Source organism: Psychrobacter sp. NPDC064578, assembly GCF_044901245.1.
GTDB lineage: Bacteria > Pseudomonadota > Gammaproteobacteria > Pseudomonadales > Moraxellaceae > Psychrobacter > Psychrobacter cibarius_C.
Window position 1 is genome coordinate 89,436 of the sequence record NZ_JBJDPI010000006.1, and the last position, 24,772, is coordinate 114,207.

The 24,772-nt window shown below is 43.1% G+C and carries 24 protein-coding genes and 1 tRNA gene; 15 read left to right on the top strand and 10 right to left on the bottom strand.

Annotation, left to right across the window (positions count from 1 at the left end):
- Nucleotides 1–84: 84 nt before the first annotated feature.
- The 3 genes from ACI2JM_RS08575 to ACI2JM_RS08585 form a co-directional block, all read right to left on the bottom strand.
- Entirely contained in the window at nucleotides 85–819 is a 735-nt protein-coding gene (locus tag ACI2JM_RS08575) for a hypothetical protein (protein WP_060491620.1), read from the bottom strand.
- A 325-nt stretch (nucleotides 820–1,144) separates the two neighbouring features.
- Nucleotides 1,145–1,486 carry a hypothetical protein gene (locus tag ACI2JM_RS08580; RefSeq protein ID WP_055125114.1) on the bottom strand — a complete coding sequence of 114 codons (342 nt, stop codon included), beginning with the start codon at nucleotides 1,484–1,486 and terminating at the stop codon, nucleotides 1,145–1,147.
- Nucleotides 1,487–1,860: 374 nt separating this feature from the next.
- Nucleotides 1,861–1,936: transfer RNA gene (locus ACI2JM_RS08585), tRNA-Asn, on the bottom strand.
- A 496-nt stretch (nucleotides 1,937–2,432) separates the two neighbouring features.
- Here ACI2JM_RS08585 and ACI2JM_RS08590 point away from each other — a divergent pair.
- From ACI2JM_RS08590 to ACI2JM_RS08655, 14 genes are all read left to right on the top strand, one after another.
- Entirely contained in the window at nucleotides 2,433–2,777 is a 345-nt protein-coding gene (locus tag ACI2JM_RS08590; RefSeq protein WP_055125113.1) for a multidrug efflux SMR transporter, read from the top strand.
- Nucleotide 2,778: 1 nt separating this feature from the next.
- A complete protein-coding gene (locus ACI2JM_RS08595; protein WP_404643556.1) occupies nucleotides 2,779–3,351 on the top strand; it encodes a TetR/AcrR family transcriptional regulator in 573 nt (190 codons plus the stop codon).
- Nucleotides 3,352–3,522: 171 nt separating this feature from the next.
- Nucleotides 3,523–5,037 carry a betaine-aldehyde dehydrogenase gene (gene betB, locus ACI2JM_RS08600; protein WP_404643558.1) on the top strand — a complete coding sequence of 505 codons (1,515 nt, stop codon included), beginning with the start codon at nucleotides 3,523–3,525 and terminating at the stop codon, nucleotides 5,035–5,037.
- A 117-nt stretch (nucleotides 5,038–5,154) separates the two neighbouring features.
- Complete coding sequence (gene betA, locus ACI2JM_RS08605; protein WP_404643560.1) at nucleotides 5,155–6,855, top strand: choline dehydrogenase; 1,701 nt, start codon at nucleotides 5,155–5,157, stop codon at nucleotides 6,853–6,855.
- 257 nt (nucleotides 6,856–7,112) lie between these two features.
- Entirely contained in the window at nucleotides 7,113–9,158 is a 2,046-nt protein-coding gene (gene betT, locus ACI2JM_RS08610) for a choline BCCT transporter BetT (RefSeq protein WP_060491617.1), read from the top strand.
- 190 nt (nucleotides 9,159–9,348) lie between these two features.
- Nucleotides 9,349–9,840 (top strand): M48 family metallopeptidase, encoded by a 492-nt coding sequence (locus ACI2JM_RS08615; RefSeq protein ID WP_045447188.1) that lies wholly within the window; start codon nucleotides 9,349–9,351, stop codon nucleotides 9,838–9,840.
- Nucleotides 9,841–10,003: 163 nt separating this feature from the next.
- Entirely contained in the window at nucleotides 10,004–10,489 is a 486-nt protein-coding gene (locus ACI2JM_RS08620; RefSeq protein WP_404643562.1) for a hypothetical protein, read from the top strand.
- Between the two features lie 200 nt (nucleotides 10,490–10,689).
- On the top strand, nucleotides 10,690–11,112 hold the full coding sequence (locus tag ACI2JM_RS08625; protein ID WP_201560321.1) for a tetratricopeptide repeat protein: 423 nt from the start codon (nucleotides 10,690–10,692) through the stop codon (nucleotides 11,110–11,112).
- A 50-nt stretch (nucleotides 11,113–11,162) separates the two neighbouring features.
- The gene (locus ACI2JM_RS08630; RefSeq protein WP_404643564.1) at nucleotides 11,163–12,359 is read left to right on the top strand and encodes a flavin monoamine oxidase family protein; all 1,197 of its coding nucleotides are present in this window, start codon (nucleotides 11,163–11,165) and stop codon (nucleotides 12,357–12,359) included.
- A complete protein-coding gene (locus ACI2JM_RS08635; RefSeq protein WP_404643566.1) occupies nucleotides 12,352–13,293 on the top strand; it encodes a DMT family transporter in 942 nt (313 codons plus the stop codon). The genes ACI2JM_RS08630 and ACI2JM_RS08635 overlap by 8 nt, the downstream gene beginning before the upstream one ends.
- 373 nt (nucleotides 13,294–13,666) lie before the next feature.
- Nucleotides 13,667–15,427, top strand: a complete 1,761-nt coding sequence (locus ACI2JM_RS08640) for a TrkH family potassium uptake protein (RefSeq protein ID WP_060491613.1) — start codon at nucleotides 13,667–13,669, stop codon at nucleotides 15,425–15,427.
- A gap of 57 nt (nucleotides 15,428–15,484) precedes the next feature.
- Nucleotides 15,485–16,186, top strand: coding sequence for a TrkA family potassium uptake protein (locus ACI2JM_RS08645; RefSeq protein WP_045447178.1), 702 nt, complete (start codon nucleotides 15,485–15,487; stop codon nucleotides 16,184–16,186).
- A gap of 43 nt (nucleotides 16,187–16,229) precedes the next feature.
- Complete coding sequence (locus ACI2JM_RS08650; RefSeq protein ID WP_193008713.1) at nucleotides 16,230–16,772, top strand: DUF3124 domain-containing protein; 543 nt, start codon at nucleotides 16,230–16,232, stop codon at nucleotides 16,770–16,772.
- Between the two features lie 29 nt (nucleotides 16,773–16,801).
- Entirely contained in the window at nucleotides 16,802–17,215 is a 414-nt protein-coding gene (locus ACI2JM_RS08655) for a PaaI family thioesterase (protein WP_045447171.1), read from the top strand.
- Between the two features lie 91 nt (nucleotides 17,216–17,306).
- Here the strand turns inward: ACI2JM_RS08655 and ACI2JM_RS08660 are convergent, their stop codons facing one another.
- The 7 genes from ACI2JM_RS08660 to ACI2JM_RS08690 form a co-directional block, all read right to left on the bottom strand.
- Entirely contained in the window at nucleotides 17,307–17,945 is a 639-nt protein-coding gene (locus tag ACI2JM_RS08660) for a YceI family protein (RefSeq protein WP_404643569.1), read from the bottom strand.
- Nucleotides 17,946–18,119: 174 nt separating this feature from the next.
- Nucleotides 18,120–18,866 (bottom strand): PAP2 family lipid A phosphatase, encoded by a 747-nt coding sequence (locus ACI2JM_RS08665; protein WP_404643571.1) that lies wholly within the window; start codon nucleotides 18,864–18,866, stop codon nucleotides 18,120–18,122.
- 41 nt (nucleotides 18,867–18,907) lie between these two features.
- Nucleotides 18,908–19,381 (bottom strand): diacylglycerol kinase, encoded by a 474-nt coding sequence (locus ACI2JM_RS08670; RefSeq protein WP_404643573.1) that lies wholly within the window; start codon nucleotides 19,379–19,381, stop codon nucleotides 18,908–18,910.
- A 141-nt stretch (nucleotides 19,382–19,522) separates the two neighbouring features.
- On the bottom strand, nucleotides 19,523–20,869 hold the full coding sequence (locus tag ACI2JM_RS08675) for a sensor histidine kinase (RefSeq protein ID WP_404643575.1): 1,347 nt from the start codon (nucleotides 20,867–20,869) through the stop codon (nucleotides 19,523–19,525).
- A gap of 72 nt (nucleotides 20,870–20,941) precedes the next feature.
- Nucleotides 20,942–21,628 carry a response regulator transcription factor gene (locus tag ACI2JM_RS08680; RefSeq protein WP_045447165.1) on the bottom strand — a complete coding sequence of 229 codons (687 nt, stop codon included), beginning with the start codon at nucleotides 21,626–21,628 and terminating at the stop codon, nucleotides 20,942–20,944.
- 40 nt (nucleotides 21,629–21,668) lie between these two features.
- The gene (locus ACI2JM_RS08685; RefSeq protein WP_404643577.1) at nucleotides 21,669–23,381 is read right to left on the bottom strand and encodes a phosphoethanolamine transferase; all 1,713 of its coding nucleotides are present in this window, start codon (nucleotides 23,379–23,381) and stop codon (nucleotides 21,669–21,671) included.
- Between the two features lie 398 nt (nucleotides 23,382–23,779).
- On the bottom strand, nucleotides 23,780–24,220 hold the full coding sequence (locus ACI2JM_RS08690) for a CopD family protein (protein WP_045447163.1): 441 nt from the start codon (nucleotides 24,218–24,220) through the stop codon (nucleotides 23,780–23,782).
- Between the two features lie 63 nt (nucleotides 24,221–24,283).
- Between ACI2JM_RS08690 and ACI2JM_RS08695 the strand changes: the two genes are divergently transcribed.
- On the top strand, nucleotides 24,284–24,763 hold the full coding sequence (locus ACI2JM_RS08695; protein ID WP_404643579.1) for a hemerythrin domain-containing protein: 480 nt from the start codon (nucleotides 24,284–24,286) through the stop codon (nucleotides 24,761–24,763).
- The last annotated feature ends 9 nt before the right edge of the window (nucleotides 24,764–24,772 follow it).

The window sequence follows — 24,772 nt, forward strand, 5'->3', positions numbered from 1 at the left end:
AAAAAGCCCCAATCAGTGATGATTGGGGCTTTTTTTATGCTGGATATTTATCCTATAATTTTATAAATACTCTGCAGCACTTTTTTATTTCATTAGCGACTCATCAAACTTAATTTCCTGCCCATTCTCCAATATCAATGTGCCTTTACTGATCATGATGGTCAAGTCTTTGGTGTTTTTAATGGCACGCATAACGTTGATGTCTTCAATACTGCTCTCGATGATGATCTTGCCAGACTGCTCTGGTTTAATAGGCGGGTCAAACTGTGTTAGTGGTACGTTAAAGCTTTTGCCCTGCGCCAAGTTAGCATCTTGCATGGTCAGTGTGCCCTTAAAGCTTTGAATGGCGACCTTGCCGTGATTAGAGAGCATAAATTGCAGTTTTACTTGATTTAAGCTGTCACTATCGCTGGTTTTGACTGGTAGTAGAGCGACAGGGTAGTTCTGCGCATTGGCACTATAAGCTGGCTGGCTGCTGACGATGGGGCTTTTTTTACCTGTTGGATTGTTTGGATGTAGTCGTTCGTATTCACGCTGCTGCACAAGGGCTTGCTTGATAGTAGTACGCGGCATCGCCCCCGACTCATAGGCACCGCTGAGTTTCATTCGCAACATGTAGCGGCTGAGTAACTGCTGCTCAGATTGAGGTAACTGCTCAAAAGTCGTGCCGAGTTTTTTCTGCCACTGGTCAGAGTTGGTCGGTATGGTTTTTTTGGTTGGATCAGCGGTTGGCTGTGAGCAACCAGAAACGATTGGTAGTATCGCTAAGGCAATCGTCAATAACAAAGCTTTATTTAAGCGTTGATGTAAACTCGCCATCGTACACCTCCTTAAAAATCTTTATGGATAATAAAGAATGACAACAAAATAATGAGCGTTTTCTTAATATACCTCGTTTGATGAAAGGTTGTGTTTAATTATCGCTAAATGCTGTATCGCAAGCAAAATAGGCATATTTTTGTTATATGACAGAAAAAAGGGGCAGGAGACGTACTATTTATAATAAGTTTTGACAAGCAATCATGATCGGTATTTTTATTCACAATAGATATTTTTATTACGCCCACAAAAAAAGACTGAGTGCCGTTAAGCAAACTCAGTCTTTTTTATTAACAGCTGTAACAGCTAACGACTGTTTGAATAGTTAGTCATGAGCTTGGTCATTTTCTTGCAGCTCAGATAATGAGTGAGTAATATTATTATTGTGGGTCACAACAATGGCCTCATCAATAATACGCTGGCTGACCCCGCGTTTACGCAGGCTTTCGATGAACACCTCGTCATGGGCTAGGGTGTAGTCTTGATGATCGCGGTCAAGCCCTTGACGAATATATAAACGAATAAGCCCTTGGATGCGTTTAAACCCCAACTCTTTTGAAGTGGCTTCTAATAGCGAAATCATCTCTTCAGACAAACGAATACTGATCGGGCGCATGATTTTTTGCGGATGATCAGAAAACTTATTTTTCACACGTACAGGTATCATAATAAACCATTATTTTTAGTGAGTAGGAGTAAAGCACTCAGACAAAAACTAACCCAATCAAAACTATCCTTACCATACAACAAAAACGCCTAAAAGAACACCGTAGCCATGCCAATCGTACTAGGGCGTGTCCTCAATTCAATCGATTAACCTCTAAATGGGCTAAAAATGGCTAAATTTTGCCAAACATCGTCAAATAGTTTATTAATCTCTCGATATTATTTGCGTTACTGTCCTTGTTTGACGGCAATTTATCTCATTTTTTTCACCATTTTTAAAATGAGGACACGCCCTAAGATTGCGACTATCTTCTTAATTGAAAACGGCAACCATAAAAAAACCTTCATCAAATAATGATGAAGGTTTTTAGTATATGGCTCTCCAACCTGGGCTCGAACCAGGGACACACGGATTAACAGTCCGTTGCTCTACCAACTGAGCTATTGGAGAATAAGTTGGTATAACGATAAGTTAGATAAGCGCTATTGCTTGTCTTGTTTGCGTTATGTGGGGCACATTTTAGCCAAGTTGTTATAGGCTGTCAACCTTATTATGCCATTAATTATAAATATTGTTGTTAACTGTGAAAAATAACCAGTAATCCCTTATAAAGCGGGCTGTTTTGGCAAATTTTGACCGCTAAAATATTATTTTTTGACTAGGGCGTGTCTTCAATTCAATCGATAAATCTCTAAATGGGCTAAAAATGGCTAAAAGTGGTCAAAACCCTTATTTATGTAAGTTGGATATAAAATCTAGCGCTAATTTGATTAGACAAGTCGACTATCTTTTTGAATAGTAAAGCAATCTGTACCTCCCTCGAAACAAAAAATTCATAAACAGCCCTTCACATTGCTAGAATATTTCTATAGAATACCGACCGTATGGTTTCTTTAATGTATATACATTATTAATATGTGATCAACCTGAAACAGGTAACCTAATTATGAGTCCCACCACTATTGCCTACGGTTATCTAGCCATCGCCATCATTTGCGAAGTGGTTGGCACAACCTTTTTAGTCAAGTCAGAGCAGTTTACGCGTTTGGTGCCGACCCTGATTATGGGTGTGCTTTATGCCATCTCATTTTACTTATTGACACAAACCATCAAAACCATACCGCTTGGTATTGCTTATGCACTATGGGGCGGGTTGGGAATTGTGCTGACATCGCTCGTTGGCTTGATGTTTTTTAAGCAAAGTCTTGATACAGCAGCTGTGGTTGGTATCGCTATGATTGTGGGTGGTGTCGTGGTGATGAACTTATTCTCTAATTCTGTGGTGCACTGATATGGAAATGGAAAACGCTTACAAACGTAAAAAACAGCCCGAAGTTGTCCGTCGTGCGCTACTAGATCAGGCAGCGCGAATCACGTTAGAGCAGGGCTTATCAAAAGTGACCTTTCAGGCGGTTGCTGATGCGGTCGGGGTGACCAAAGGCGGGGTGATGCATCATTTCACCACTAAAAATGCACTCATTCTTGAAGTGTTTCATGATGCGATGGCTAGGTTTGAGGCAGAAGTTAATCAAGCCATGGCAGAAGACCCTGTGCGTTACGGCTCTTTTACTCGTGCTTATATCAATGCCACGATTAGCTTAGGCGAAAAGGGGCAGGAAGAGCTCGATAGTCAAGCAACCTTATATGTATTGATGCTAGGCGATAGCGAGTTACGTGAGTTGTGGGCCAAGTGGGCAAATGCGCAATTAAAGAAACATCAAGCAACCGACAATACCGAAACCTTATGTATGGTGCGTCTGGTGGCTGATGGTATTTGGCTCTCTGATTTTTCGGGGATTAGTATCTCAGATAAAACCTCTATTCATAAGCGTTTGATAAAAATGACGCAACCTGATAATGAATAAAATATTGTTCTTAAATGATTGATCAAATAAGCTTTTTTATTAAAAAAGCATTGAAAGACAGGCTTGTAGCAATAGGCTATATAAATTTATTTTAAACATTTAACCCATGAAGACATCATTTAGCATTAGCTTGTTTATAAGGCTTTTGCCAGTCGTTAATAGGAGCACCGCATGACAGATTCAAAAACAGACCTAAACAACTTAACAGACATCATTGATTTAAAACAAATACAAACTGCTTATATTAATGGTCGTTACTTAGCAATCGACGAATCGCTTGCTACTTTTGAAGACATCAATCCAGCCACGGGTGAAGTGTTAACTACCGTTCAGCAAACGACCAGTGAACAGATTAATGAAGCCGTAAAAGCGGCACAAAAAGGTCAAAAGGTTTGGGCGGCAATGACGGCGGTTGAGCGCAGTCGTATTTTGCTAAAGGCGGTTGCGATATTACGTGAGCGCAACGATGTACTTGCATTGCTTGAAACCAAAGACACGGGCAAAGCACTCTCTGAAACCAAATATGTCGATATCGTGACTGGTGCTGATGTGGTTGAGTATTATGCAGGGCTTGCGTCGATGATTGAAGGTCGTCAGATTCCATTGCGTGATACTAGCTTTGTTTATACTCGCCGCGAGCCACTTGGCGTCGTCGCAGGTATCGGCGCGTGGAACTATCCGATTCAAATCGCGATGTGGAAAGCAGCACCAGCACTAGCTGCTGGGAATGCGATGATTTTCAAGCCATCTGAAGTCACGCCTTTAACGGCGCTAAAACTGGCAGAAATATTGACAGAAGCGGGTCTGCCAGATGGCGTCTTTAACGTTGTGCAAGGCGATTATAAAGTCGGCGAAGCGTTAACACAGCATCCTGATATCGCCAAAGTCTCGTTTACGGGCGGCGTACCAACGGGTAAAAAAGTGATGGAAAGTGCCGCATCTTCGTCGCTTAAAGATGTGACATTAGAGCTTGGCGGTAAGTCGCCCTTGATTATATTTGATGATGCGGATATCGATACCGCCGCTGATATTGCGATGATGGCGAACTTCTATAGCAGTGGTCAAGTCTGTACCAATGGCACGCGCGTGTTTATCCCTAAAGCACTGCAAGCTAAGTTTGAAGAAGCCATATTATTGCGTGTCGAGCGTATTAAATTGGGCGATCCGATGGACGAAAATATTAATATGGGTCCATTGGTCAGCTTCCCACATATGGAAAGAGTACTTGGCTATATCGAGCAAGGAAAAGCGAGTGGTGCTCGTCTGCTAACAGGCGGCGACCGTGTTACGACTGAAGGGCTTGCAAATGGCGCCTTTGTCGCACCAACTGTATTTACCGATTGTAGCGACGATATGACTATCGTACGCGAAGAAATCTTTGGTCCAGTGATGTCGATATTGACTTATGAGACTGAAGAAGAAGTGATTCGCCGTGCCAATGATACCGAGTATGGATTGGCAGCTGGGGTCGTGACTGCTGACTTGACCCGAGCGCATCGAGTCATCGCTCAAATTGAAGCGGGTATCTGCTGGTTAAATACGTGGGGCGAGTCGGCTGCACAAATGCCAGTGGGCGGTTATAAGCACTCAGGTATCGGCCGCGAAAACGGCATTGAAGCCCTTGAGCATTATACGCAGACCAAATCTATCCAAGTAGAGCTTGGTAAGTTTGAATCGGTATTTTAATCACTTGTGCTGTGAAATTTTTAAAACGGTAAGGCTGAATTATTAGGACTAATTTGTCCTTTTGGCACCGCCTTACTGATATGAAATGATGGATTTTTTAATATTATGGAGCGTTTTATGACATCAACCACACCTGAATATGACTACATCATCGTCGGTGCAGGCTCAGCAGGCAATGTGCTGGCCACCCGTTTGACCGAAGATGCCAACATTAAGGTGTTGCTGTTAGAGGCGGGTCGTCCAGACCATCGCTTAGACTTTCGCACGCAGATGCCAGCAGCGCTCGCTATGCCGTTGCAAGGTACTACTTATAACTGGGGTTATAAAACCGATCCTGAGCCCTATATGAATAACCGCGTCATGGATTGTGGTCGCGGTAAAGGGTTAGGTGGCTCGTCTCTGATTAATGGGATGTGTTATATCCGTGGTAATGCCTTGGATTTTGACGATTGGGCGAAAATCAAAGGCTTAGAAGACTGGACGTATTTGGACTGCCTGCCGTATTTCAAAAAATTAGAAAATCGCGATGCTGGTGAAAATGACTATCATGGCGTCGGTGGTCCCGTCGAGATGACCACTTCAAAGCCAGGAGTCAATCCGCTGTTCCAAGCGATGATCGAAGCAGGCGTGCAAGCAGGCTATCCAAGCACGGATGATTTAAACGGCTATCAACAAGAAGGCTTTGGGCCGATGGATCGCTTTGTGACGCCCAATGGTCGCCGTGCCTCAACGGCTCGTGGCTATCTTGACCGCGCCAAACCGCGTAGCAATATCACCATTTTAACGGGTGCATTGACTGACGTGATCTTATTTGATGGCAAACGTGCTGTCGGTGTCAAAGTAGAGCATCAAGGTCAGACCAAGAACTTCCATGCGTCTCGTGAAGTGATTGTTTCATCAGGTGCGATTGCCTCGCCGCAATTATTGCAGCGCTCTGGTATTGGTCCTGGTCAATGGCTCAAAGATTTGGGTGTCAATGAGATTTTAGATTTACCGGGTGTTGGTAATAATCTACAAGATCATTTAGAGCTGTATATGCAGTACGAATGTAAGTTGCCGGTCTCGATTGCGCCTGCCAATAAATGGTGGAATAAGCCTGCCATCGGTGCCGAGTGGTTGTTCAATGGCACAGGACTTGGCGCGTCAAATCAGTTCGAAGGTGGCGGTTTTATTCGTACCGATGAGAAGTTTACCCATCCTAATATCCAGTACCACTTCTTGCCATTAGCAGTGCGCTACGATGGTCGTAGTGCAGTGAAGTCACACAGTTTCCAAGCGCATGTGGGCTCATTGCGCTCGCCAAGTCGGGGTCGCGTCAAGCTGACCTCAAAAGACCCAAGCGCGCATCCGAGCATCTTGTTTAACTATATGTCTCACGACCAAGACTGGCACGAGTTCCGTGCGGCAATGCGCATCACCCGTGAAATTATGCATCAGCCAGCGCTCGACCCTTATCGTGGTCGCTCGATTGCGCCAACCGATGACTTGGTGACCGATGCGCAGCTAGACGAATATGTTCGTAATCATAGTGAAACGGCTTATCATCCGTCTTGTACTTGTGCGATGGGTGAAGGTAATGATTCGGTCGTCAATGGCGAAGGACTCGTACATGGCATCGATGGCTTGCGCGTCGTTGATGCGTCGATTATGCCAAATATCATCAGTGGTAATCTAAACGCGACCACCATTATGTTGGCAGAAAAAATCGTCGATAAGATGCGCGGCAAGCAGCTACCACGCTCGACCGTAGATTATTACGTTGCCAATGGTGCACCGCTTAGAACTGAGCCGATGCGCGCTTACCGCTCTACTGTATAAAGAGCTATATGAGCTATTAGGCAATGAAATATATAAGCAATTTCAATAAGAAGACCTTTCCACGCAAAGGTCTTTTTCATCAGCACTAATGTATTAAGTATTTTTAATACTGTTGTGGCTGCCTTTGATTGTCATTTAATTTTTTATTTACATTGCAGTTTTCATTTATTGGTACTGCTTTGTGCGTCATACAGTCCTCAAGTTATGACGGACAAATCAATATCAGACCCTGTTTAATTTACCTATTGAGGTCTTTTATGTACAGCTCGCCATCAAAAGATGCGACGAAACCCCTGACTCTAAACAAGACGGTTTTTTTAGGTTCAGCTATTATTTCTATTTTATTAATTATCTGGACGATTGCGTTTCCAGATTATAGTGAGACATTGTTAAGCTCAAGCATGGCATGGGTATCAGAGAGTTTTGGCTGGTATTACATGCTGGTGGTTGCCGCTTATAGTATATTTGCACTATTTGTTGGTTTTTCTAAATACGGCGACATCAAGCTTGGGCAAGACCACGAAAAAGCCCAGTTTCCTTTCCTAGCATGGGCCGCGATGCTGTTCTCTGCGGGTATCGGTATTGATTTACTGTTTTTTGGTGCCTCTGAGCCATTGATGCATTATTTAACGCCGCATACGGGGCTGGAGCCTGCCAGTGCAGAAGCCATGCGTGAAGCACTTGCGCAAACCTTTTTACATTGGGGTCTACACGGTTGGGGTATTTATGCCTTAATCGGTATGGCATTGGCGTACTTTGCGTATCGTAAAAATATGCCATTGGCGCTGCGTTCACCACTGACGCCTATCTTTGGCGAGCGTTTAATCAAGGGCTGGCTTGGCGATGGCATTGATACCTTTGGTGTTGTTTGCACCTTAATGGGTATTGCGACCAGTTTAGGCATTGGGGTATTGCAGGCCAATGCTGGATTGACCCATGTTTTTGGTATTGAATCTAGCAAAACAGTCCAGACGCTTATTATTGTAGGTGTCGTTGCTGCTGCAGCTATTTCGGCGATGACAGGTGTGGAAAAGGGCGTCCGCCGCTTATCTGAATTTAATATGCTATCGTCGATATTACTATTAATCGCCATATTGGTGATGGGTAATACGGTGTATTTGCTGAATACCTTTACCCAAAATATCGGTCAATATTTCCAAACCATTCTCTTTAAAACTTTTGATGTATATGCCTATGACGGTACTGCTGGTGCCGACTGGAAATCAGGCTGGACAATCTTTTTCTGGGCATGGTGGGTCGCTTGGGCACCGTTTGTTGGTCTATTTATCGCACGTATTAGCCGTGGTCGTACCTTGCGTGAGTTTGTCTTTGGCGTGATGTTTATTCCGCTTGGTTTCATTTTTGCATGGTTCTCTATCTTTGGTAATTCGGCTATAGACTTGGTTGCCAATGGGGCGACCGAACTTGGTGAAATCGCTGTCAATGATGCTGCCATGGGTATGTTTGCCTTGTTTGAGTATTTTCCTTACAGTGACGTTTTATCATTCGCTGGTGTGGTCATTGGTTTAGTATTCTTTGTGACTTCAGCTGACTCAGGTGCGTTAGTATTAGCGAATTTGAGCTCGCGCGGCATGACCAATGACACTGATGCTCCTGTTTGGTTGCGTCTATTTTGGGCAGCAGCAACGGGTCTTATCACTTTAGGATTATTATTTGCAGGTGGCTTTGCGTCATTGCAGTCAGTGTCTGTGATTGCTGGTTTGCCATTCTCGCTTATCCTTGTACTTTATATGATGTCAATGTGGAAGTCGCTAAAAGAGGAAGGTAATAAACGTAAGGCCAGTACGATTGGTACGGCTAATGTGCTGGATAGTGGTAAGAGCTGGAAAGCACGCTTGCAACGCATTGTCAGTTTCCCTAGACATGCACAAGTTGAACGCTTTTTACAAAATGTGGTTAGACCTGCCATGACGGAAGTTGAAAAAGAATTTGCGGCAGGCGGTCTAAAAACCTCTTTGGACATCCGTAACCCTGAACATATCGGACAAGATATAGATGAAGGCATGGATGAGAGTAGCGGTCAAATAGATGGTCTAAAATTGCGAGTTGGACATGGCGATGAAGACGACTTTATTTATGAAGTGAATTTGATTAAAGCTGAGCGTCCTAACTTTACATTGAGCACCTCAACTAAGAATGCAGAGTACTATTATCGTGCGGAAGTGTTCTTAAGTGAAGGCTCACAAGAGTATGACTTGGTTGGTTACTCCAAAGAGCAAGTGTTGGTCGATATCTTAAATCAGTACGAGCGCCATTTGCAGTATCTACATCTAGAGCGTTAATTGATTTATCAACACGTCCTGAATATTTAAGTAAAAACACTTAAGTAAAAATATCGTAACAAACAACCCCATAAGTTGAATGCAGCTTATGGGGTTGTTTTATGAAAAATAAAATAAGTAGATATAGGGTAAAATATATAAAGATACGTTTCGGATTATCAGTTTCGAAATATTAGCAAAGGATAAGTTTGTGACCACATTAAAGTACATCGCTCATTATTCTGAGCAAGTTCAGACCCAAGCGGCATTGCTGATTAGCGATGGTAAATTGGGCGCATATCTAGAAAAAAAGTATCCCACTCAGCACCAAATAAAAAGTGATAAGGCGCTTTATCAGTATATCAATGAGATAAAAAACCAATATATGCGCAAAGTGGGACAGTTATCGAATGTCAGCTATAGCAGTAAATTAACGGTCCTCAAACATGCGTTAGGTATTCATACCACCCAGTCTCGCATACAGGGTAGTAAGCTAAAATCTCATAACAGCATCACCGTGGCGAGCTTGTTTCAAGAAGCGCCGCCTGAGTTTTTGCGCATGATTGTCGTGCATGAGTTGGCGCATTTTAAAGAGCATGAGCATAACAAGGCGTTTTATCAATTATGCTGTCATATGGAGCCTGAGTATCATCAGTTTGAGCTTGATACGCGGTTGTGGTTGCACTGGCGCGAACTGAGTTGATCTCAGTGCTTTATTGTTTTCTTCTCAAAATGAGGACACGCCACAGATTGTATTTCTTATCATAACTTTCTTATCATAAATAATATTATACCTTTTATTAATATATTTTAGTGTATAATTTAATAATGATGATTTTAATGATTGTTGATAAATGGAGAAGATGATGAAACGGATAGTTGCTACTGCACTTGCTATAAGCGCCGCCTCACTGATGGTTGGCTGTACAGCGACCAACGCTATGTCACAAAAGAGTGACGTCATTCCAGAGAATAAAAAACCGACGGCATCGGTGTTGATAAATGTGACATCAGAGTATGCTCAAGTGCAGCTCATGTCGATGGTGCTAACTATGCAATCCGCGCAGCAAGGTGCCAATACTCGAGTATTGCTCTGCGGTCCAGCCGGTGATATGGCACTCCGTGACGCACCCAAAAGTGTGACCACAGCACAACCACCTAAAAATATGAGCCCACAGGGTTTGATGCAAATGGTTATGAAAAATACCAACACCAAGGTTGAGGTTTGTGCACTTTATCTACCGGGTAAGGGTATTGACCAATCGGCTCTGATTGAAGGCGTGAGTGCTGCTGATCCTGCTGATATCGGGGCGCTAATGGTCGATCAAACCACCAAGATAATGAGCTTTTAAGCAGATAAAAAATGATTAGTAGTTTGATGAATAAAAAGGGTGCGATATCGACTATCGCATCCTTTTTTTGTGTCAGTCATTTTGGCTAGTGGAATTGCGTTATAATCCCAGCTAAGCACTGTTTACCAAGTAATATTCGCCAAGTACTCTTGGCTGAAAAACAAGTACCATAGATCCTAATTCATAAAAGGTTATGAGCAATGATTAATACCAAAATTTATAAAGCAATTTATACCTTAGCTGAAGAGTTATTGGAAGCTGATCGTATAGGCAATCAAGCAGCATTTGATGGGTTTTATGCCGAATTAGAAGCCATTTGTAATGATAATGAAAATACCGATAAAGACCATCCAGAACAGTGGGAAACATTGGCTGACTTTACCGAAGATTTAGACGAAGCCTTAGTTATTTATGACAAGGCCTTAGCCAAAGCGACTGCGATCAATTCAAAAGACCACATGTCATCGATTGCTTTTTCTATGGCGGTTCTACAGATCGAAATGGGTGAAAAGGATGCGGCTATCCTAAATCTACAGAATGCCAAAATTACGGCTAATAAGATTGAAGATAAAGAGTTTAAGGTTGAGATAGACGAGCTGCTTACCAAGTTGTTGGCTGAATAACTTCGATACTGAGTACTGAAAAATCTTCAACTAAGCAGGAATGATTTGTTATGCAAAACCTACCTATTGCAATTATCGGTGGTGGTTTGAGTGGCTTATATGCAGCGTTTTTGTTAGAGCAACGAGGCATCGATTATATATTGCTTGAGGCGCGTGATAGATTGGGTGGGCGCATCGCTGTTGCGAAATCATCAGTAGATCAGAATGCTAGTAGTCAAAGTGTCGATCATGAAAAATCAAACGATGGCTTTGATTTAGGGCCATCGTGGTTTTGGCCAGAGTATCAGCCGCAGTTGAGCAGTCTTATCGAGGCATTAGATTTACCACGTTTTGCGCAGTTCGAGGACGGTGACATGATGGTGGAACGTGCCGCCGATAAGTTACCTATCCGCACCCAAGGCTATCAAAGCTCGCCACCGTCTATGCGTCTCGTCGGTGGTATGGCATCCTTGACTGATGCTCTGTATGCGCGCTTAAATCCTACGCGCATTATCACGGGGCAAATCGTAAAGCGTGTAATCAAGACTGAGCGCTGTATCAGCATAGAAAGCGAATGCAGCTCTGAACAGATGACAGCTGGTCAAATAACTACTTATCACGCGCAGCATGTGCTCCTTGCGCTACCGCCTCGTTTGGCGGCGAGTAACATCAAGTTTGAACCTGCTTTACCACAGGCGTTGATAACAGAATGGCAAGAGACCGCGACATGGATGGCGCCACATGCCAAATATGTGGCGGTTTATGAGTCGCCCTTTTGGCGGAATCAAGGACTATCGGGTTCAGCGCGAAGTGCAATAGGGCCACTTACTGAGATTCATGATGCGTCCTTGGTAGAGGGCGAAGGTGCATTGTTTGGCTTCTTTGGGGTTCCTGCTCACGTCCGTCAAAGCGTCTCAGAAATGGAGCTAAAAGCCCATTGCCGAGCGCAGTTGGTACGTTTATTTGGTGCACAGGCAGAGACGCCAACGGCTGAGTATCTGAAAGACTGGGCGCAAGATTCATTGACCGCAACGCTTGCTGATGCCAGTGGCGCAGGTCAACATGCTGGCGCACCTACTGCTAAGCCGAATACAGGTGCATGGCAAAACTGCCTAACGGGTAGCGCAAGCGAATGGTCAGAGGCGTTTCCTGGTTATATTGCTGGTGCTATCGACGCAGCACATAAGGCGGTACAGGGTTTAGATTTAGGTTTGTCTGATGAGCTATCGTCATCAGCGTCACCATCCAATGGGATAGTTGATGAGTGAGTCTTTAGAACAGCAAGCTTCTCGCAACACCAGCACATGGCTCATCCCTTTTGCTTGCTTGTTAGGCGGAGGAGGTCTGATTGGTCTTTCTACCAATTTGGCAAAATATGCTGGTGAGATAGGTGTTACACCACTGGCATTTCTCTTTTGGTCCATCACGGGCGCTGCTGCTATTTTATTGATCGTTGCATTAATACGCCATGAATTACCTCCCTTAAATGCGCGTAGCTTTGAATACTATTTTGTGGCGGCGCTCATCAGTGTTGCAGGTTCTAATTTACTACTGTTTTCGGCTATTCCACATGTGGGGGCAGGTTTCGTCGCGCTCATTATCTCGCTTCCACCATTGCTGACTTATCTTGGCGCATTGGCACTGAGGATGGAGCGATTTAATATCGTCCGCGCTTTGGGTGTGGCCGCGGCGCTTCTTGGCGCAGGAGTATTGGCAGCGCGTAAGTTTTCGACGCCAGACGCCAGTACTTTTTGGATTTTGATCGCGCTTTGCGGGCCAGTATTATTGGCTATTGGTAATATATATCGCACCTTACGCTGGCCTGATAAAGCGTCGCCTAGTGCACTCGCGCCAGGTATGCTAATCGCGGCGTCGCTGTTGCTGCTGTCATTTAGTGTGTTGCCTAATTTTTCAGTCAAAATGCCGCTAGACTGGTTGCCGCTAGGTTTGATTGGCATACAAGCCGCCGTATTTGCGGGTCAATTCTTATTGTTGTTTTTATTACAAAAAACCGGCGGTCCTGTTTTATTAAGTTTATTAGGCTCGGTCGGCGCAGTTGTCGGTGTGCCAGTGGCTATTTTTTTGCAGGGTGAGATGCCGCCAGAAGGGCTGTTTTTGGGTGCTTCATTGATCGCACTGGGCGTTGGTTTGGTGACATGGGGCGGGGTGAAAATGGCGACCACATCGACAGAAACTACGTAAAGATGATTATTAGGATATAGCGCTCATAAATACGCCAACCTATAAACTAATGAACTTACTAGGGCATATGTTTGCACTGCAACTATCCAAAAATGTAGCCATGGAAAAATGTCACTATATAGAAATGCCACTATGCGACCCTCACAGTGATCATTTTTTATCTAATCCAACCTCACAAAACCTCGTTAAAACGTAAATATTACCGTTACTGCCAATCTATAATTTATCTACAGCCATTTTAGCAATCAGCATGGCTAGGTATGAGTGTTCAATAGGGCATCATAATTGGTTACGATTATCTCAAATCAGTTTTTGTGAGTAACACAAAAAAGGAGTATAAATATCGTGGTTATTCCTATCATGGATTAGGGCGATGCATGCAGCCAAGCGTTATCGATTGTTAAATAATGTCACGATTGTTATTAGTATTATCGGCGTAGCCATTGCTTTATTAGACAGTGGTTTCACGCTGCCGATGTGGTTACAACAGGTTTTCCATATTTTTTATCTGGCGATTATCTTTTTAGGCTTTGTTGTGACGGCAGGGCGTTACCTCTATAGCAAAAAGCCGCTGACTCTAAATAAAGTCGCGGTCTTTGACTTACTGACCAGTATCGCGATTGTCATTTTACTGGTAGCGCATTTCACTGATTTGGTGCGCTCTGGGATGTCGGTCGCTGTTGATGGCTTTGTTGCCATCAAAATTGCCGTCTTTGTGACCTTTATTCGTGAAATATCTGACCACGATTTTAATCTCAATCGTACCTTTCTAAACCCTGCACAGTTTTTTATCTTAAGCTTCCTGTCATTAGTATTGGTCGGGGCATTGCTACTGATGATGCCCAATGCAACGACGCAGCCGCTGTCTTTCATGGATGCGCTCTTTACCGCGACCAGTGCTGTCTGTGTGACTGGTCTCATCGTGGTAGATACGGCGACTTATTTCACAACTTTTGGGCAAGTCATTATCATGGGGCTGATACAGATCGGCGGCTTGGGTATTTTGACTTTTGTGACGTATTTTAGTTATTTCTTTAAGGGCGGTGTCAGTTATGAGACGCAAGCGAGCATCAGTGAGATGTCTTACATGCGCGGCATGGGTGATGTGGTATCGACCCTCAAATCCATCCTATATGTGACATTTGCCGTTGAGGCAGTGGCTGCGGCACTCATTTATATCAGTATTTATGACATACCAGATATGGATTGGTCTGAGCAGTTATTCTTCTCTGTTTTCCATGCGATTTCTGCGTTCTGTAATGCTGGATTTTCTACATTTAGCGCTGGCATGTATGATGACGCGCTACGTTTTAATTATCCATTACAACTGATTATCGCTACGACCTTTATCTTTGGTGGCATGGGTTTTGTCATTGTGGTCAATGTGCTGCGTTATTTGCGTGATCGTGCCGAGCGCCTGATATATCGCCATGATCAGCGTTATATTTATCGACCATGGTTGCTCAATATTAATAGCCGCATAACCTTGATTACGACGGGCGCTTTATTGCTGGTAGGTCTCATCGGTGTGATGATATTTGAATATAATAATGTGCTGGCAGACCATCGCAGTTTTTTCGGTAAGCTTGTCACAGGGCTGTTTACTGCTGCCACGCCGCGAACCGCAGGATTTAATACCATCGACATGGGTGAACTCGCGTTTCCCACGATTATGTTGACGATATTTTTGATGTGGATTGGTGCCTCGCCAAACTCGACGGGCGGTGGTATCAAAACCAGTACGTTTGCGATTGCACTGTTAAATACTTTGAGTTTGGCACGTGGTCAGACCAATGTTGAGGTCTTTAAGCGGCAGATTGCTGACATCTCAATTCGCCGTGCATTTTCTATTATGTGGCTGTCTTTATTGGTCATCGGTATGGGGGTGACGCTCATCAGCTATGATCAACCAGAGCTTGATTTAATCAAGGTGGTTTTTGAGTGTTTTTCAGCTTACAGCACGGTGGGATTAAGTCTGAATTTGACGACAGAGTTATCAGATTTTAGCAAAATGGTGGTATCTGTCATTATGTTTGTTGGGCGCGTCAGCATGTTGACCATCTTTATTGCCCTACTTAAAAATAGACGCCAGCGCAATTATCGCTATCCAACTGAAGAAATCACGATCAATTAAATGGTCGTAAATAAGCCATTTCATCATTAAAAAATACTGAAAAAGGTTAATAAGGTTATGAAATATATCATCGTAGGGCTAGGGAACTTTGGCTCATCGCTAGGCATGGCGTTGACCCGTCAGGGGCACGAAGTGATTGCTATTGACAGTAGCATGCAAAAGGTTGAGGCGTATAAGGAAGTCATCTCTCATACCATCTGTATGGATGCCACGGATGAATATACCGTCAATGGCTTACCGATTGTCGACACCGATATCGTTATTGTCGCAATAGGTGAAGACCAAGGCGCAAACGTCATGGCGACGGCATTATTTAAAACCCTAAAAGCAAAACGTTTGATCAGTCGTAGTATCAATCCGCTGCACGAAAAAGTGTTGCAAGCTATCGGTGTGGACGACCTTATCCACCCTGAAAAAGAGGCGGCCAATCGCTGGGCCAAACGGCTGTCGCTACGTTATTTCGTCGACTCGTTTGAGCTGAGTGATCATTTCAGTATGGTAGAGATTAGCATTCCCAAGTCGTTGATTGGTCAGACTGTTGATGACTTGCAATTGGAGCAAAAGTTCAATATTCGATTGCTTAGTACCCTGCGCTATGAGTATTATGAAGACAGCTTTGGTCGTACGCAAAGTAAGCCTAGTATTAAAGGTTTGGCGGCGCCTGAGCAAGTATTGCAAGATAAAGACGTATTGGTCATCTACGGTGCTAACAAGCATATCAACGAGTTTCTGCGTAGTGTCGGTGTAAAAATCAAATAAACATTTGCAACAGCCGTGACATGAAAAGGCAAAGGGGAAACTTATGAGTAAGTGCACTATATCCGTCTTGTTGCTTGCGACGATGGCATTGTTGTCAGGCTGTGATCAGACGCCACAAGACCCGAACGTGTTGTATTCAGAAAAACATCAAGACCCTATTCAAGAGCTGGAGATGACAACAGCGGTTGATCGTAGCCAGTTTGCCTATAAACAAACCTTTTATGTGCCCATTTATTCTGACATCTACACCGATAGAGACAATCGTAAAGTATTGCTATCAGCGACTTTGAGTGTACGCAATACCACGCTAAAAAAATCACTGTATATCAATAAAATTGACTACTATGGCACTGATGGAACCTTTATAAAATCCTATTTAACCAAACCGATTGAGCTTCCAGCAATGGCCACGCTCAATTATATCGTCGAAAAAGAAGAGGATAAAGGCGGATCGGGCGCCAACTTTATCATCGAAGTCGAAGGGATAGATGAGACGGTCAAGCCTGTCATTGAGGCGGTGATGATCGGTAATTTTAGCAATAAAGGCTTTGCATTTAGTACAGAAGGTACGCCAGTGGTGCATTGATTAAGGATAATAAAATCCAAGGAAGGGATATGTCTGCAACCAAAGAAGAAATTGTCGCCTTTATGGCGTTGGAATTTCCACAAACCAAATGTGTCATCGAGGCAGTCGGTGACAATCGCTCGACCTTATCACACGATATTGGTATCAATGAATTGCGTCCCGGTGGTACGGTCTCTGGACCAGTATTGATGAGCATCGCTGATGTGGCTCTCTATGTGGCGATACTTGGTAAAATAGGTATTGTGCCATTAACGGTGACGACGAGTTTGACCATTAACTTCCTGCGCAAACCCTCAGCAGAAGCACGTATTATCGCTGAGTGTACGTTGATGAAAGTTGGGCGCACACTAATCGTTGGCGAGGTTGCGCTTTATTCTGAAGGCTCTCGCGACATGGTGGCTCACGTAGTTGGCACGTATTCCGTACCGCCTCAGCACGTTTAGCTATTTTTAGCCCATTTTTAAAATGAGGATAGGCTCTAAAAAAGCAGTGCTATAAAAATTAATGTCATAAAATTAATGCTGATAAGGACTGCTACTGTTTGGTTGCCTCGACCTGAATGTTTAAGTGAAGGTTTTTAGTGACGCCAAACCACGCATATTTATCGATATTCCATTTGGTGCGATCAATCATCGCCGTAAAATCCCCACCACAAATATCTTTTTTGAGCGTAGGGTGTAGATAACAGTCAAACTTAGTCGCTGTTAAGCTAATAGGATGGGTTTCGCCATGCAGCGTTAGATGACCGTCTACTTTTGTGACCATTGGGCGTGATTTGTCTTGGCTAAAATACCATTTGTTAGAATCAAAGCGTGCCAACGGAAAGCGTTGCATATCAAAGAATATAGGGCCTGTCAAAGTCTGGTTAAATGCTTTATTTCCCGTATTTAGAGAGCTGATCGGAATGACCAAGGAGATATTGCCAGTTTTTAAACTTGAGTCATATTGCAGTTGACCTTGGACATTATAAAAGCCGCCCGCAGTGGCAGGGGATTGGAAGCGTTCAATGGCAAAGCGCACATGGGTGCCAGCAGGATTGATGGTATAACTGGCGGCATGGCTGCTATGTGCAGCGCTTATTAATAATAATGGCAGTGTCAATGTCAATGTCAGTGTCAGTGTCAGTAAAGGGTAGAGATGTGATTTTTTTAGAATAAAAGATAGGATGCTCATAGCTACATTCCTTTGCGGGCTATTGATAAATAAAGAACGTCGTCGACGAGCGCAATCCATGCTGTTACTCAATGTTAAGTCAGTCAGAAATAACTATTTATACATTACTTATCAAATACTTAGTAACTTTATTTTTATAAGAATATCATTATTAATTTGGCTATTATTTAACAGCTAAGATTGGGTTTTCGACGATTTTTGAAAGCTTGCCGTATCAGATTTTTTGCCATTAGCATTGATACTGTTGGCTTTATTCGCTACTGGGTATTTAAAAAATAGAGTTGCAAGTGCGCAGGTTATGGTCAATGACAGAAGCATCGATACTAATGTATGACTAAAAAAATGATCACCAAACAGCATTTTATACAGTCCCATCGTCCATCCTACGACCGTGACTATTTCAAATATTCTATAGCGATACTGATGTAGAGTGGGTAAAAATGCCAAGCCATATAGAGAAAATCCGGCACTGGCATGAGCCGCTGGGAAGCACTTGGCAGGCGTGTTAGCGGCTATATTTTGCCAAATATTTAGATAAGGCAAGTCGCCACCAAACAGTATTAAATGATTGGGGCAACTGACATGAGTCACACCTTTGAGTAGCGCAATCATACTGGGAACGGCAATTAAAACAAGCAGTAGATAACTTATTTCACGCGTGGATAAAGGCGTGAGCAGTTTATCGTACTTAGCATTTTCTATTGCCAGATTGATATCTGAATCCTGTTTATGTCTCAGAATTAGAACGGCTATGAGATAAATGCCAAGCAAGATGAGTAGCAATTTAGGTAAGTCATAAAAAATAAAGGCAAAAGGTTGTGTGCCTTTTTCTAGTAGCCAGTGTCCATTAGTGTAAAAAAGCTCACTAATATGAATGTCTAATTGGCTGTGCTCAAACAACAGTGTGGCTATGATGGTCAAGCATAGGAGTTTAAGCCAGACTCCATTGGCTGAATATGTTTTCAAAATACAACACTCAATAATGCCATCATCCACAAGATAAATAGCAGCATTAATGCCAAAAATTGCGCCGCAGAGCCAACATCTTTGGCGATCTTTGCCAGTGGATGCTTGGCGGTCGATGTGTGATCGACACTGGCTTCGATTCCAGTGTTAATGAGTTCGACGATTAATGATAAGAAAGAAGCGATGACCAGCAGCATTTTGACGCTGATAGTGAAAGGGCACAATATAATAGCCGTGAATAATATGAGATTGAGCCAAAATACTTGTCGAAAAGCCGCCTCAAATTTGTAAGCTGCTTTAAAGCCGTCCAGAGAGTAACCAGCGGCTTTTATAATACGGTAAAATCCTGTTTTACCCTTGGCCTCACTGGCATAGCTATGAGGTAGCAGTTGTTTTTTGCCTGCTATTGGGCTTAAACCCCCACGACTCGTCGACTGGTTTTCAAGATTAATAGGATTTGCTTTATTCATATCAAATGCTTCACAGTCTATTAATATCAAGGTATGCGATAAATATTAATCATTTAACCATGGTCGAATGTTCAATATGCCCTAAGTATAAGCGGGTAGGCATTAAGAAAACGTTAAGCTTTTTTAAAATAGAGATCTGCTCTAATGATAATTGATGATAAAGGTACTTCCACCTAACGGATTGACTTGATGGGTAAGCTGCCAGCCCATATGTGTCATGATGCGCTGTACGATACTGAGTCCCAAGCCTGTGCCTTCTGCTGGATAATGGGCGTCAGCTGCCGATGACGATTCTGTATCCAATGAGATGTCTTTATAATGCTGCTCTAGACGCTCAAATCTCTCATATAGCAGCGGCATCATCACCTCAGGAATACCTAGACCAGTATCAGTGACGGTGATTTTTTCAGCATCGATAGTGATGATGACCTCACCCTCATCGGTGTACTGAAACGCATTTTTTATCAAATTACCCAGTGCCATTTTTAGCAGTTCAGGTCGTACGTGTGCGACATACAGCTGTTCTGCGACTATTTTACAAGTGACTGACTTATGGCGAAGCAAGTAATTTAAGCGATGTACTTCATTTAACGCGATGTCATTGATAGACGTTGGCGGTGCATCCAGTTTTTCAGGAGCACGAGACAGCAATAATAAGGCGCTGATAATCTCCGAGGTTTCTTTGGCGGTCGTACTGATACGAGTGGCAAATGCGCTCAAGTGAGGGTCGTTTTCTAGTTGTGAGGACAATACTTCTGATGCCCCCATGATAATCGTCAAAGGCGTGCGCAGCTCGTGACTGACATCACCAGTAAATAGCTGCTCGCGTTTGAGGTACTGCTCAAGTTTGTGGTTTTTTTCATCGATTGCGCGTGCTAACACGCCAACCTCGGAGGGCAGATGCGTCAATTCCGTCAAGTTGCGATGATCTGTTTCTACGGCTTGCTTTAAGTCTAATAAAGGCTTGATAATTTGCTTGGAGGACAGCGATGAAAATATCGCTGCAATCAATAAGCTCAAAATGACTGCTACTTTTAGGGCGTTGGCAAATATGTCTTCTAAATGCTCAAATATGGCTAAAACAGGGTAATTCCCCATCACCATTTCAGTATTTTCTAAGTAGGTTAAAATGTAGTTTTCTTTGTCTTTTTTATAGTTAAAAAAATGTAACTCTGTCATTGATTGACCATTTTTAGTGGTGATAGTGACGGGCATCTCTTGTACGGTTTGGGTTGCCAGTTTTTGCAGATTGCTCGGTGCGTTATCGAAGCGATAAATTTTAATACCCGGTTCAGCGCTATAAATAGGCTGATCGCCTTCTTTTTCTTGGCTAAGCTCTAACTGTTGCAATAAGCGAGCTTTGACCAGCTGTTGCTCCATTCTGACTTCGGCATACATGAAAATACTGACGAAAGTGGCACACAGCAATAGGGCAAATAACAAGTAGGAGAGTCGAAACTTATTGGCGATGGAGTCGATATTAAACATGGTATTTACTTCGTTGTGAAAGACGATATGAAAGACGTTGAGAGTCAAATAAGGACATCAGACGATGGTTTTTTAGGCTTTATCTGGATCAATAATCTGGTAGCCGACACCGGGCAACGTGACTATCATGATTTTATCGAACGGCTTATCTACCTGCGCACGGACCCCATGCATGTGAGTGCGCAGTGCATCACTGCTTGGTATGTCTTCGCCCCATACCTTTTCTTCCAGCTCGGTTTTGCTAACCACGCGCGGCGCGGCGCTCATTAAGGTATGTAGTATTTTGAAGCCTGTGGGTGTGAGTTTTAGCGACTTACCTTCACGTGTAATCGTATGCTCACTATGATTTAAAGACAATGTGCCAACAGTTAAACCATGCTCAAAATGATCATCTTTATGTCGGCGTATGAGAGCCTTAATACGAGATTCTAATTCCACCAATGAGAAAGGCTTAACCAGATAATCGTCAGCGCCACTATCGAATCCTGCCACTTTATCTAAAATCGTATCGCGAGCGGTCAGCATCAATACTGGCGTTTTGTCATGCAGCTCTTCCCTGAGCTTTTTGCACAGTTTAGTGCCATCCATACCCGGCAGCATGACATCTAACAAGATGACGTCATATCGATTATTCGATGCGAGCGTTAAGCCACTAATGCCATTATGGGCATTGTCTAGCTCAAAGCCTTTCGGCTCAAAAAAAGCATAAATATTGGCGACGATATCGGGATTGTCTTCAATGATGAGTATCTTGTACATGAGTATTATTACCTAAAAAGGCGGAGCGATGATAAAGAATTCAATTATCCACTTTAAAAAAGGTGGGTGCTGCTTTGGTTTCGTCAGTGGTGATACCAAAAAACTGAAGCAAGGTTGGCGTAATAAAATCATGTGATACAGGCTGATCAATCATGTTAGCTAAGCTACTTTTAGCAATAGTGCTGCTATCAATGCCATTGCCAGTCGGTGACCAAATAATCACTGGCACATGCTTTTGTGCATTTGGCGCAATAGCGTATGGCAGACCATGCAAGTAAATATTGTTTTCGCCCAAACTTTCTCCATGATCACTAATATATACCATCACCACCTCATAATCTTGCTCATAGGGTTTTAAAGTGTCGATCACGCTATTTAAAAAATAATCTGTATAACGAATGGCATTGTCATAACCATTGATAACCGATTGGCTGTCGCATTTCGATAGCTCATTGGTCATACAGACGGGCTGATATTCTGCAAAATCTTTAGGGTAACGCTTAAAATAGGCGGGTCCATGATTGCCCATTTGATGCAGCAAAATAAGTGTGTTTTTAGGTGTCTCTTTCTGTGAGCTGCCCGACTTAACCAGTTTATCAAAACCATCAAGCATGCCTATGTCTCGACACTCAATATCACAATCTGGATTGAGCGCGGCTGTTTTATAATCCTCAAAAGTTACGCGGTCAGCCACCCCTTTGGCGCTAGAATTATTGTCTCGCCAAACGACATTGACGCCTTGCTTGTGTAGCGTATCGAGCACGTTTTCATTATAGCTAGCGCTATCAGGGTCATAAGTTTTTCTATTGGCGTAGCTAAACATGCAGGGTACTGAATAGGCGGTGGATGTGCCGCATGACGAGGCGTCTTTAAAGCTGTAGATGTCTGATTGTTTTGAAAGCAAAGGCGTGGTGTTGCGCGCATAACCGTTTAAGCCAATATGGTCAGCGCGAACGGTTTCTCCTACTACAAATACCATCAACTTAGGTTTTACAGCGCTGTTGCTAGTGTTAAAAGAAATGCTGCGTTTTGCATCTGTGCCATGAGGAATTAGCGTATCGGGACGACGGCGCTCAGCGATATAATCAGTACCCAGTTTGATAACAGAGTAAACAGGGGTAATAGGATTGACATAACTACGGACTATTTTGTGCTGGCGAAAAAAGCTGGCGTATTGATCACCAAATGGCATCAGACACACCGCTATCAATACGATAGATAATAATAGGGTGACTGATTTTTGAAGGGTTGCTTGTTGCCAAGACAATCGCTTTAGACGAATGTTACCAATCATGAAAGCAGGCACTATACCTAATAAAAACAGGCGAATAAATAGACTGGGCGCCATTAATCCCATGGCTTCTGCTTGATCAGTTTGTAAGCCGTTAATGAGCATATCACGATTAAATATCGTCCCGTAGGCGTCGGTAAAGTAACCACAGATAGCTGCAATCAGCACCATTATGATAAGCACTACTTTTGCCGTTGAGCGATAACACAGCAGTGACAACACCAACCACATCAGCCCAAATAATAAGCCTATGATGGAAAAAATAAAGCCCGTGTTTGTGCTCAATGGATAAACACTGAGTACCTGCTCAAAAAAGCCAATATTCGCCGTCGCTACTAAGTACAGAGCAACGACTATGATCAGATGATTGAGATTGATCTCACGATCATATAGCTTGCTCAGTGAGCGGCTTTTTTTATTGGCTTTGGGCGCATCGATTTTGGCGGCTTGAGATATTGACATACAAGTACTTCTCAACAGGATGGTAAGGAGTGTAATGCCTTACAGTAACAAGTACGCTGTTAAGAAGATGTTAAGGTAGTTGAATTCAATGAGATATTAGGACATATCAGGGTCTGTTGAACATTCACAAATAGGCACTGCTGATTGATCAAATCGTTTCAGACAAGGCGCAAATTGAAGATAATGCTCGTGCCTTAGCTAGACTTGCAACACAGTATGAAGCGATTTTAACATCAGCTCAAAGAGACAGGACTCTTTTTTGCCGCTTCGTCATTAAAAACATCCGCTTAGAACGACTAAACTAGATATTTTTAATCTAAAATCGACTAAAAAATAGTCACTGTCAGTGCCGTGGTCGAATGTTCAACAGACCCTAATAACCTAAACGATGACACATCCTAATTTAAACCTGTGCGAAAGAGCGTGCCAACGACAACAAAGGCGACAGAAAATAAAGTGACCAATATGATATTGATTGAAAATCCTTTCAGGGTGTGAATAGACAATCTGGGTATTCGATAAAAACGAGCGTGCAAGGCAACCAGAACAGTCATTAGCAATAATAGTAATTTGAGACTAATAAGAATACTAAAATCATTATCAAGTTTAAACCATGCAGCAATGTTGGGTAATAGCTGGTAGGCCATCCAAAGGCCAGTGATTATTTGCAGCACCAAAGCCGGCATCCCAACCCTTTCAAACAGCTGCTCAAATTGCATCAGACCATCAATATTTCGGGATGATAGCGCTTTTGGTAAGACCACCAAGGTCAAAATCAGATGACCACCTGTCCAGACAGTAGCGCCTAACAAGTGTAGTATGAGTATATAGTTAAGCATAGATAACAATCCTTAAATGCCACTGACATAGGGCTTTATGTCGATTAACTGAGGTACTTAATCATGAAACGCGCCGCACAATTACAACCATTATCTCGTCAACATCATCTAGGTCTGAATCTATCTCGCCATGCTAAAGAATGTGCTGATGAACCTAACGCAATTGCCGAGCATTGGCTAAATATCACGTCTTATATTAACGAGATGCAACAGCATTTTCAGATTGAAGACAATCTAATGGCTCATGCCTTACAGCCTCATAGCAGCTCCAAACCTGAGGTGTCATCGGTACTGAATACACTTGATGCGCAGCACAAGTCCCTGCATGCACTCATGGCAGAGGTTCAAGATTTGCCGCACTCTCAAAGCAATCACGTCACCGTTGGACAAGTCAAAGAACTCGCCACCTTGCTATACGATCATATTCGTTTTGAAGAACGAGAATTGTTTCCTATCGTTGAGCGCTATCTGACAACAGAAGAATTAGAGGCTATTTATGATGCCAGTCCAGACAGTATCAAACGCTCCGATGAGAACCGCTAGAGCGCATTT

Bases quoted from the DNA above. Each gene is read 5' to 3' on its own strand.
- ACI2JM_RS08630 (WP_404643564.1), top strand. From the start codon at position 11,163: ATGCAAAACCTACCTATTGCAATTATCGGTGGTGGTTTGAGTGGCTTA.
- ACI2JM_RS08580 (WP_055125114.1), bottom strand. From the start codon at position 1,486: ATGATACCTGTACGTGTGAAAAATAAGTTTTCTGATCATCCGCAAAAA.
- ACI2JM_RS08690 (WP_045447163.1), bottom strand. From the start codon at position 24,220: ATGCTTAACTATATACTCATACTACACTTGTTAGGCGCTACTGTCTGG.
- ACI2JM_RS08595 (WP_404643556.1), top strand. From the start codon at position 2,779: ATGGAAATGGAAAACGCTTACAAACGTAAAAAACAGCCCGAAGTTGTC.
- ACI2JM_RS08685 (WP_404643577.1), bottom strand. From the start codon at position 23,381: ATGTCAATATCTCAAGCCGCCAAAATCGATGCGCCCAAAGCCAATAAA.
- ACI2JM_RS08670 (WP_404643573.1), bottom strand. From the start codon at position 19,381: ATGAATAAAGCAAATCCTATTAATCTTGAAAACCAGTCGACGAGTCGT.
- ACI2JM_RS08655 (WP_045447171.1), top strand. From the start codon at position 16,802: ATGTCTGCAACCAAAGAAGAAATTGTCGCCTTTATGGCGTTGGAATTT.
- ACI2JM_RS08575 (WP_060491620.1), bottom strand. From the start codon at position 819: ATGGCGAGTTTACATCAACGCTTAAATAAAGCTTTGTTATTGACGATT.
- ACI2JM_RS08650 (WP_193008713.1), top strand. From the start codon at position 16,230: ATGAGTAAGTGCACTATATCCGTCTTGTTGCTTGCGACGATGGCATTG.
- ACI2JM_RS08645 (WP_045447178.1), top strand. From the start codon at position 15,485: ATGAAATATATCATCGTAGGGCTAGGGAACTTTGGCTCATCGCTAGGC.
- ACI2JM_RS08620 (WP_404643562.1), top strand. From the start codon at position 10,004: ATGAAACGGATAGTTGCTACTGCACTTGCTATAAGCGCCGCCTCACTG.
- ACI2JM_RS08660 (WP_404643569.1), bottom strand. From the start codon at position 17,945: ATGAGCATCCTATCTTTTATTCTAAAAAAATCACATCTCTACCCTTTA.
- ACI2JM_RS08640 (WP_060491613.1), top strand. From the start codon at position 13,667: ATGCATGCAGCCAAGCGTTATCGATTGTTAAATAATGTCACGATTGTT.
- betB (WP_404643558.1), top strand. From the start codon at position 3,523: ATGACAGATTCAAAAACAGACCTAAACAACTTAACAGACATCATTGAT.
- betT (WP_060491617.1), top strand. From the start codon at position 7,113: ATGTACAGCTCGCCATCAAAAGATGCGACGAAACCCCTGACTCTAAAC.
- ACI2JM_RS08590 (WP_055125113.1), top strand. From the start codon at position 2,433: ATGAGTCCCACCACTATTGCCTACGGTTATCTAGCCATCGCCATCATT.
- ACI2JM_RS08635 (WP_404643566.1), top strand. From the start codon at position 12,352: ATGAGTGAGTCTTTAGAACAGCAAGCTTCTCGCAACACCAGCACATGG.
- ACI2JM_RS08625 (WP_201560321.1), top strand. From the start codon at position 10,690: ATGATTAATACCAAAATTTATAAAGCAATTTATACCTTAGCTGAAGAG.
- ACI2JM_RS08695 (WP_404643579.1), top strand. From the start codon at position 24,284: ATGAAACGCGCCGCACAATTACAACCATTATCTCGTCAACATCATCTA.
- betA (WP_404643560.1), top strand. From the start codon at position 5,155: ATGACATCAACCACACCTGAATATGACTACATCATCGTCGGTGCAGGC.
- ACI2JM_RS08680 (WP_045447165.1), bottom strand. From the start codon at position 21,628: ATGTACAAGATACTCATCATTGAAGACAATCCCGATATCGTCGCCAAT.
- ACI2JM_RS08675 (WP_404643575.1), bottom strand. From the start codon at position 20,869: ATGTTTAATATCGACTCCATCGCCAATAAGTTTCGACTCTCCTACTTG.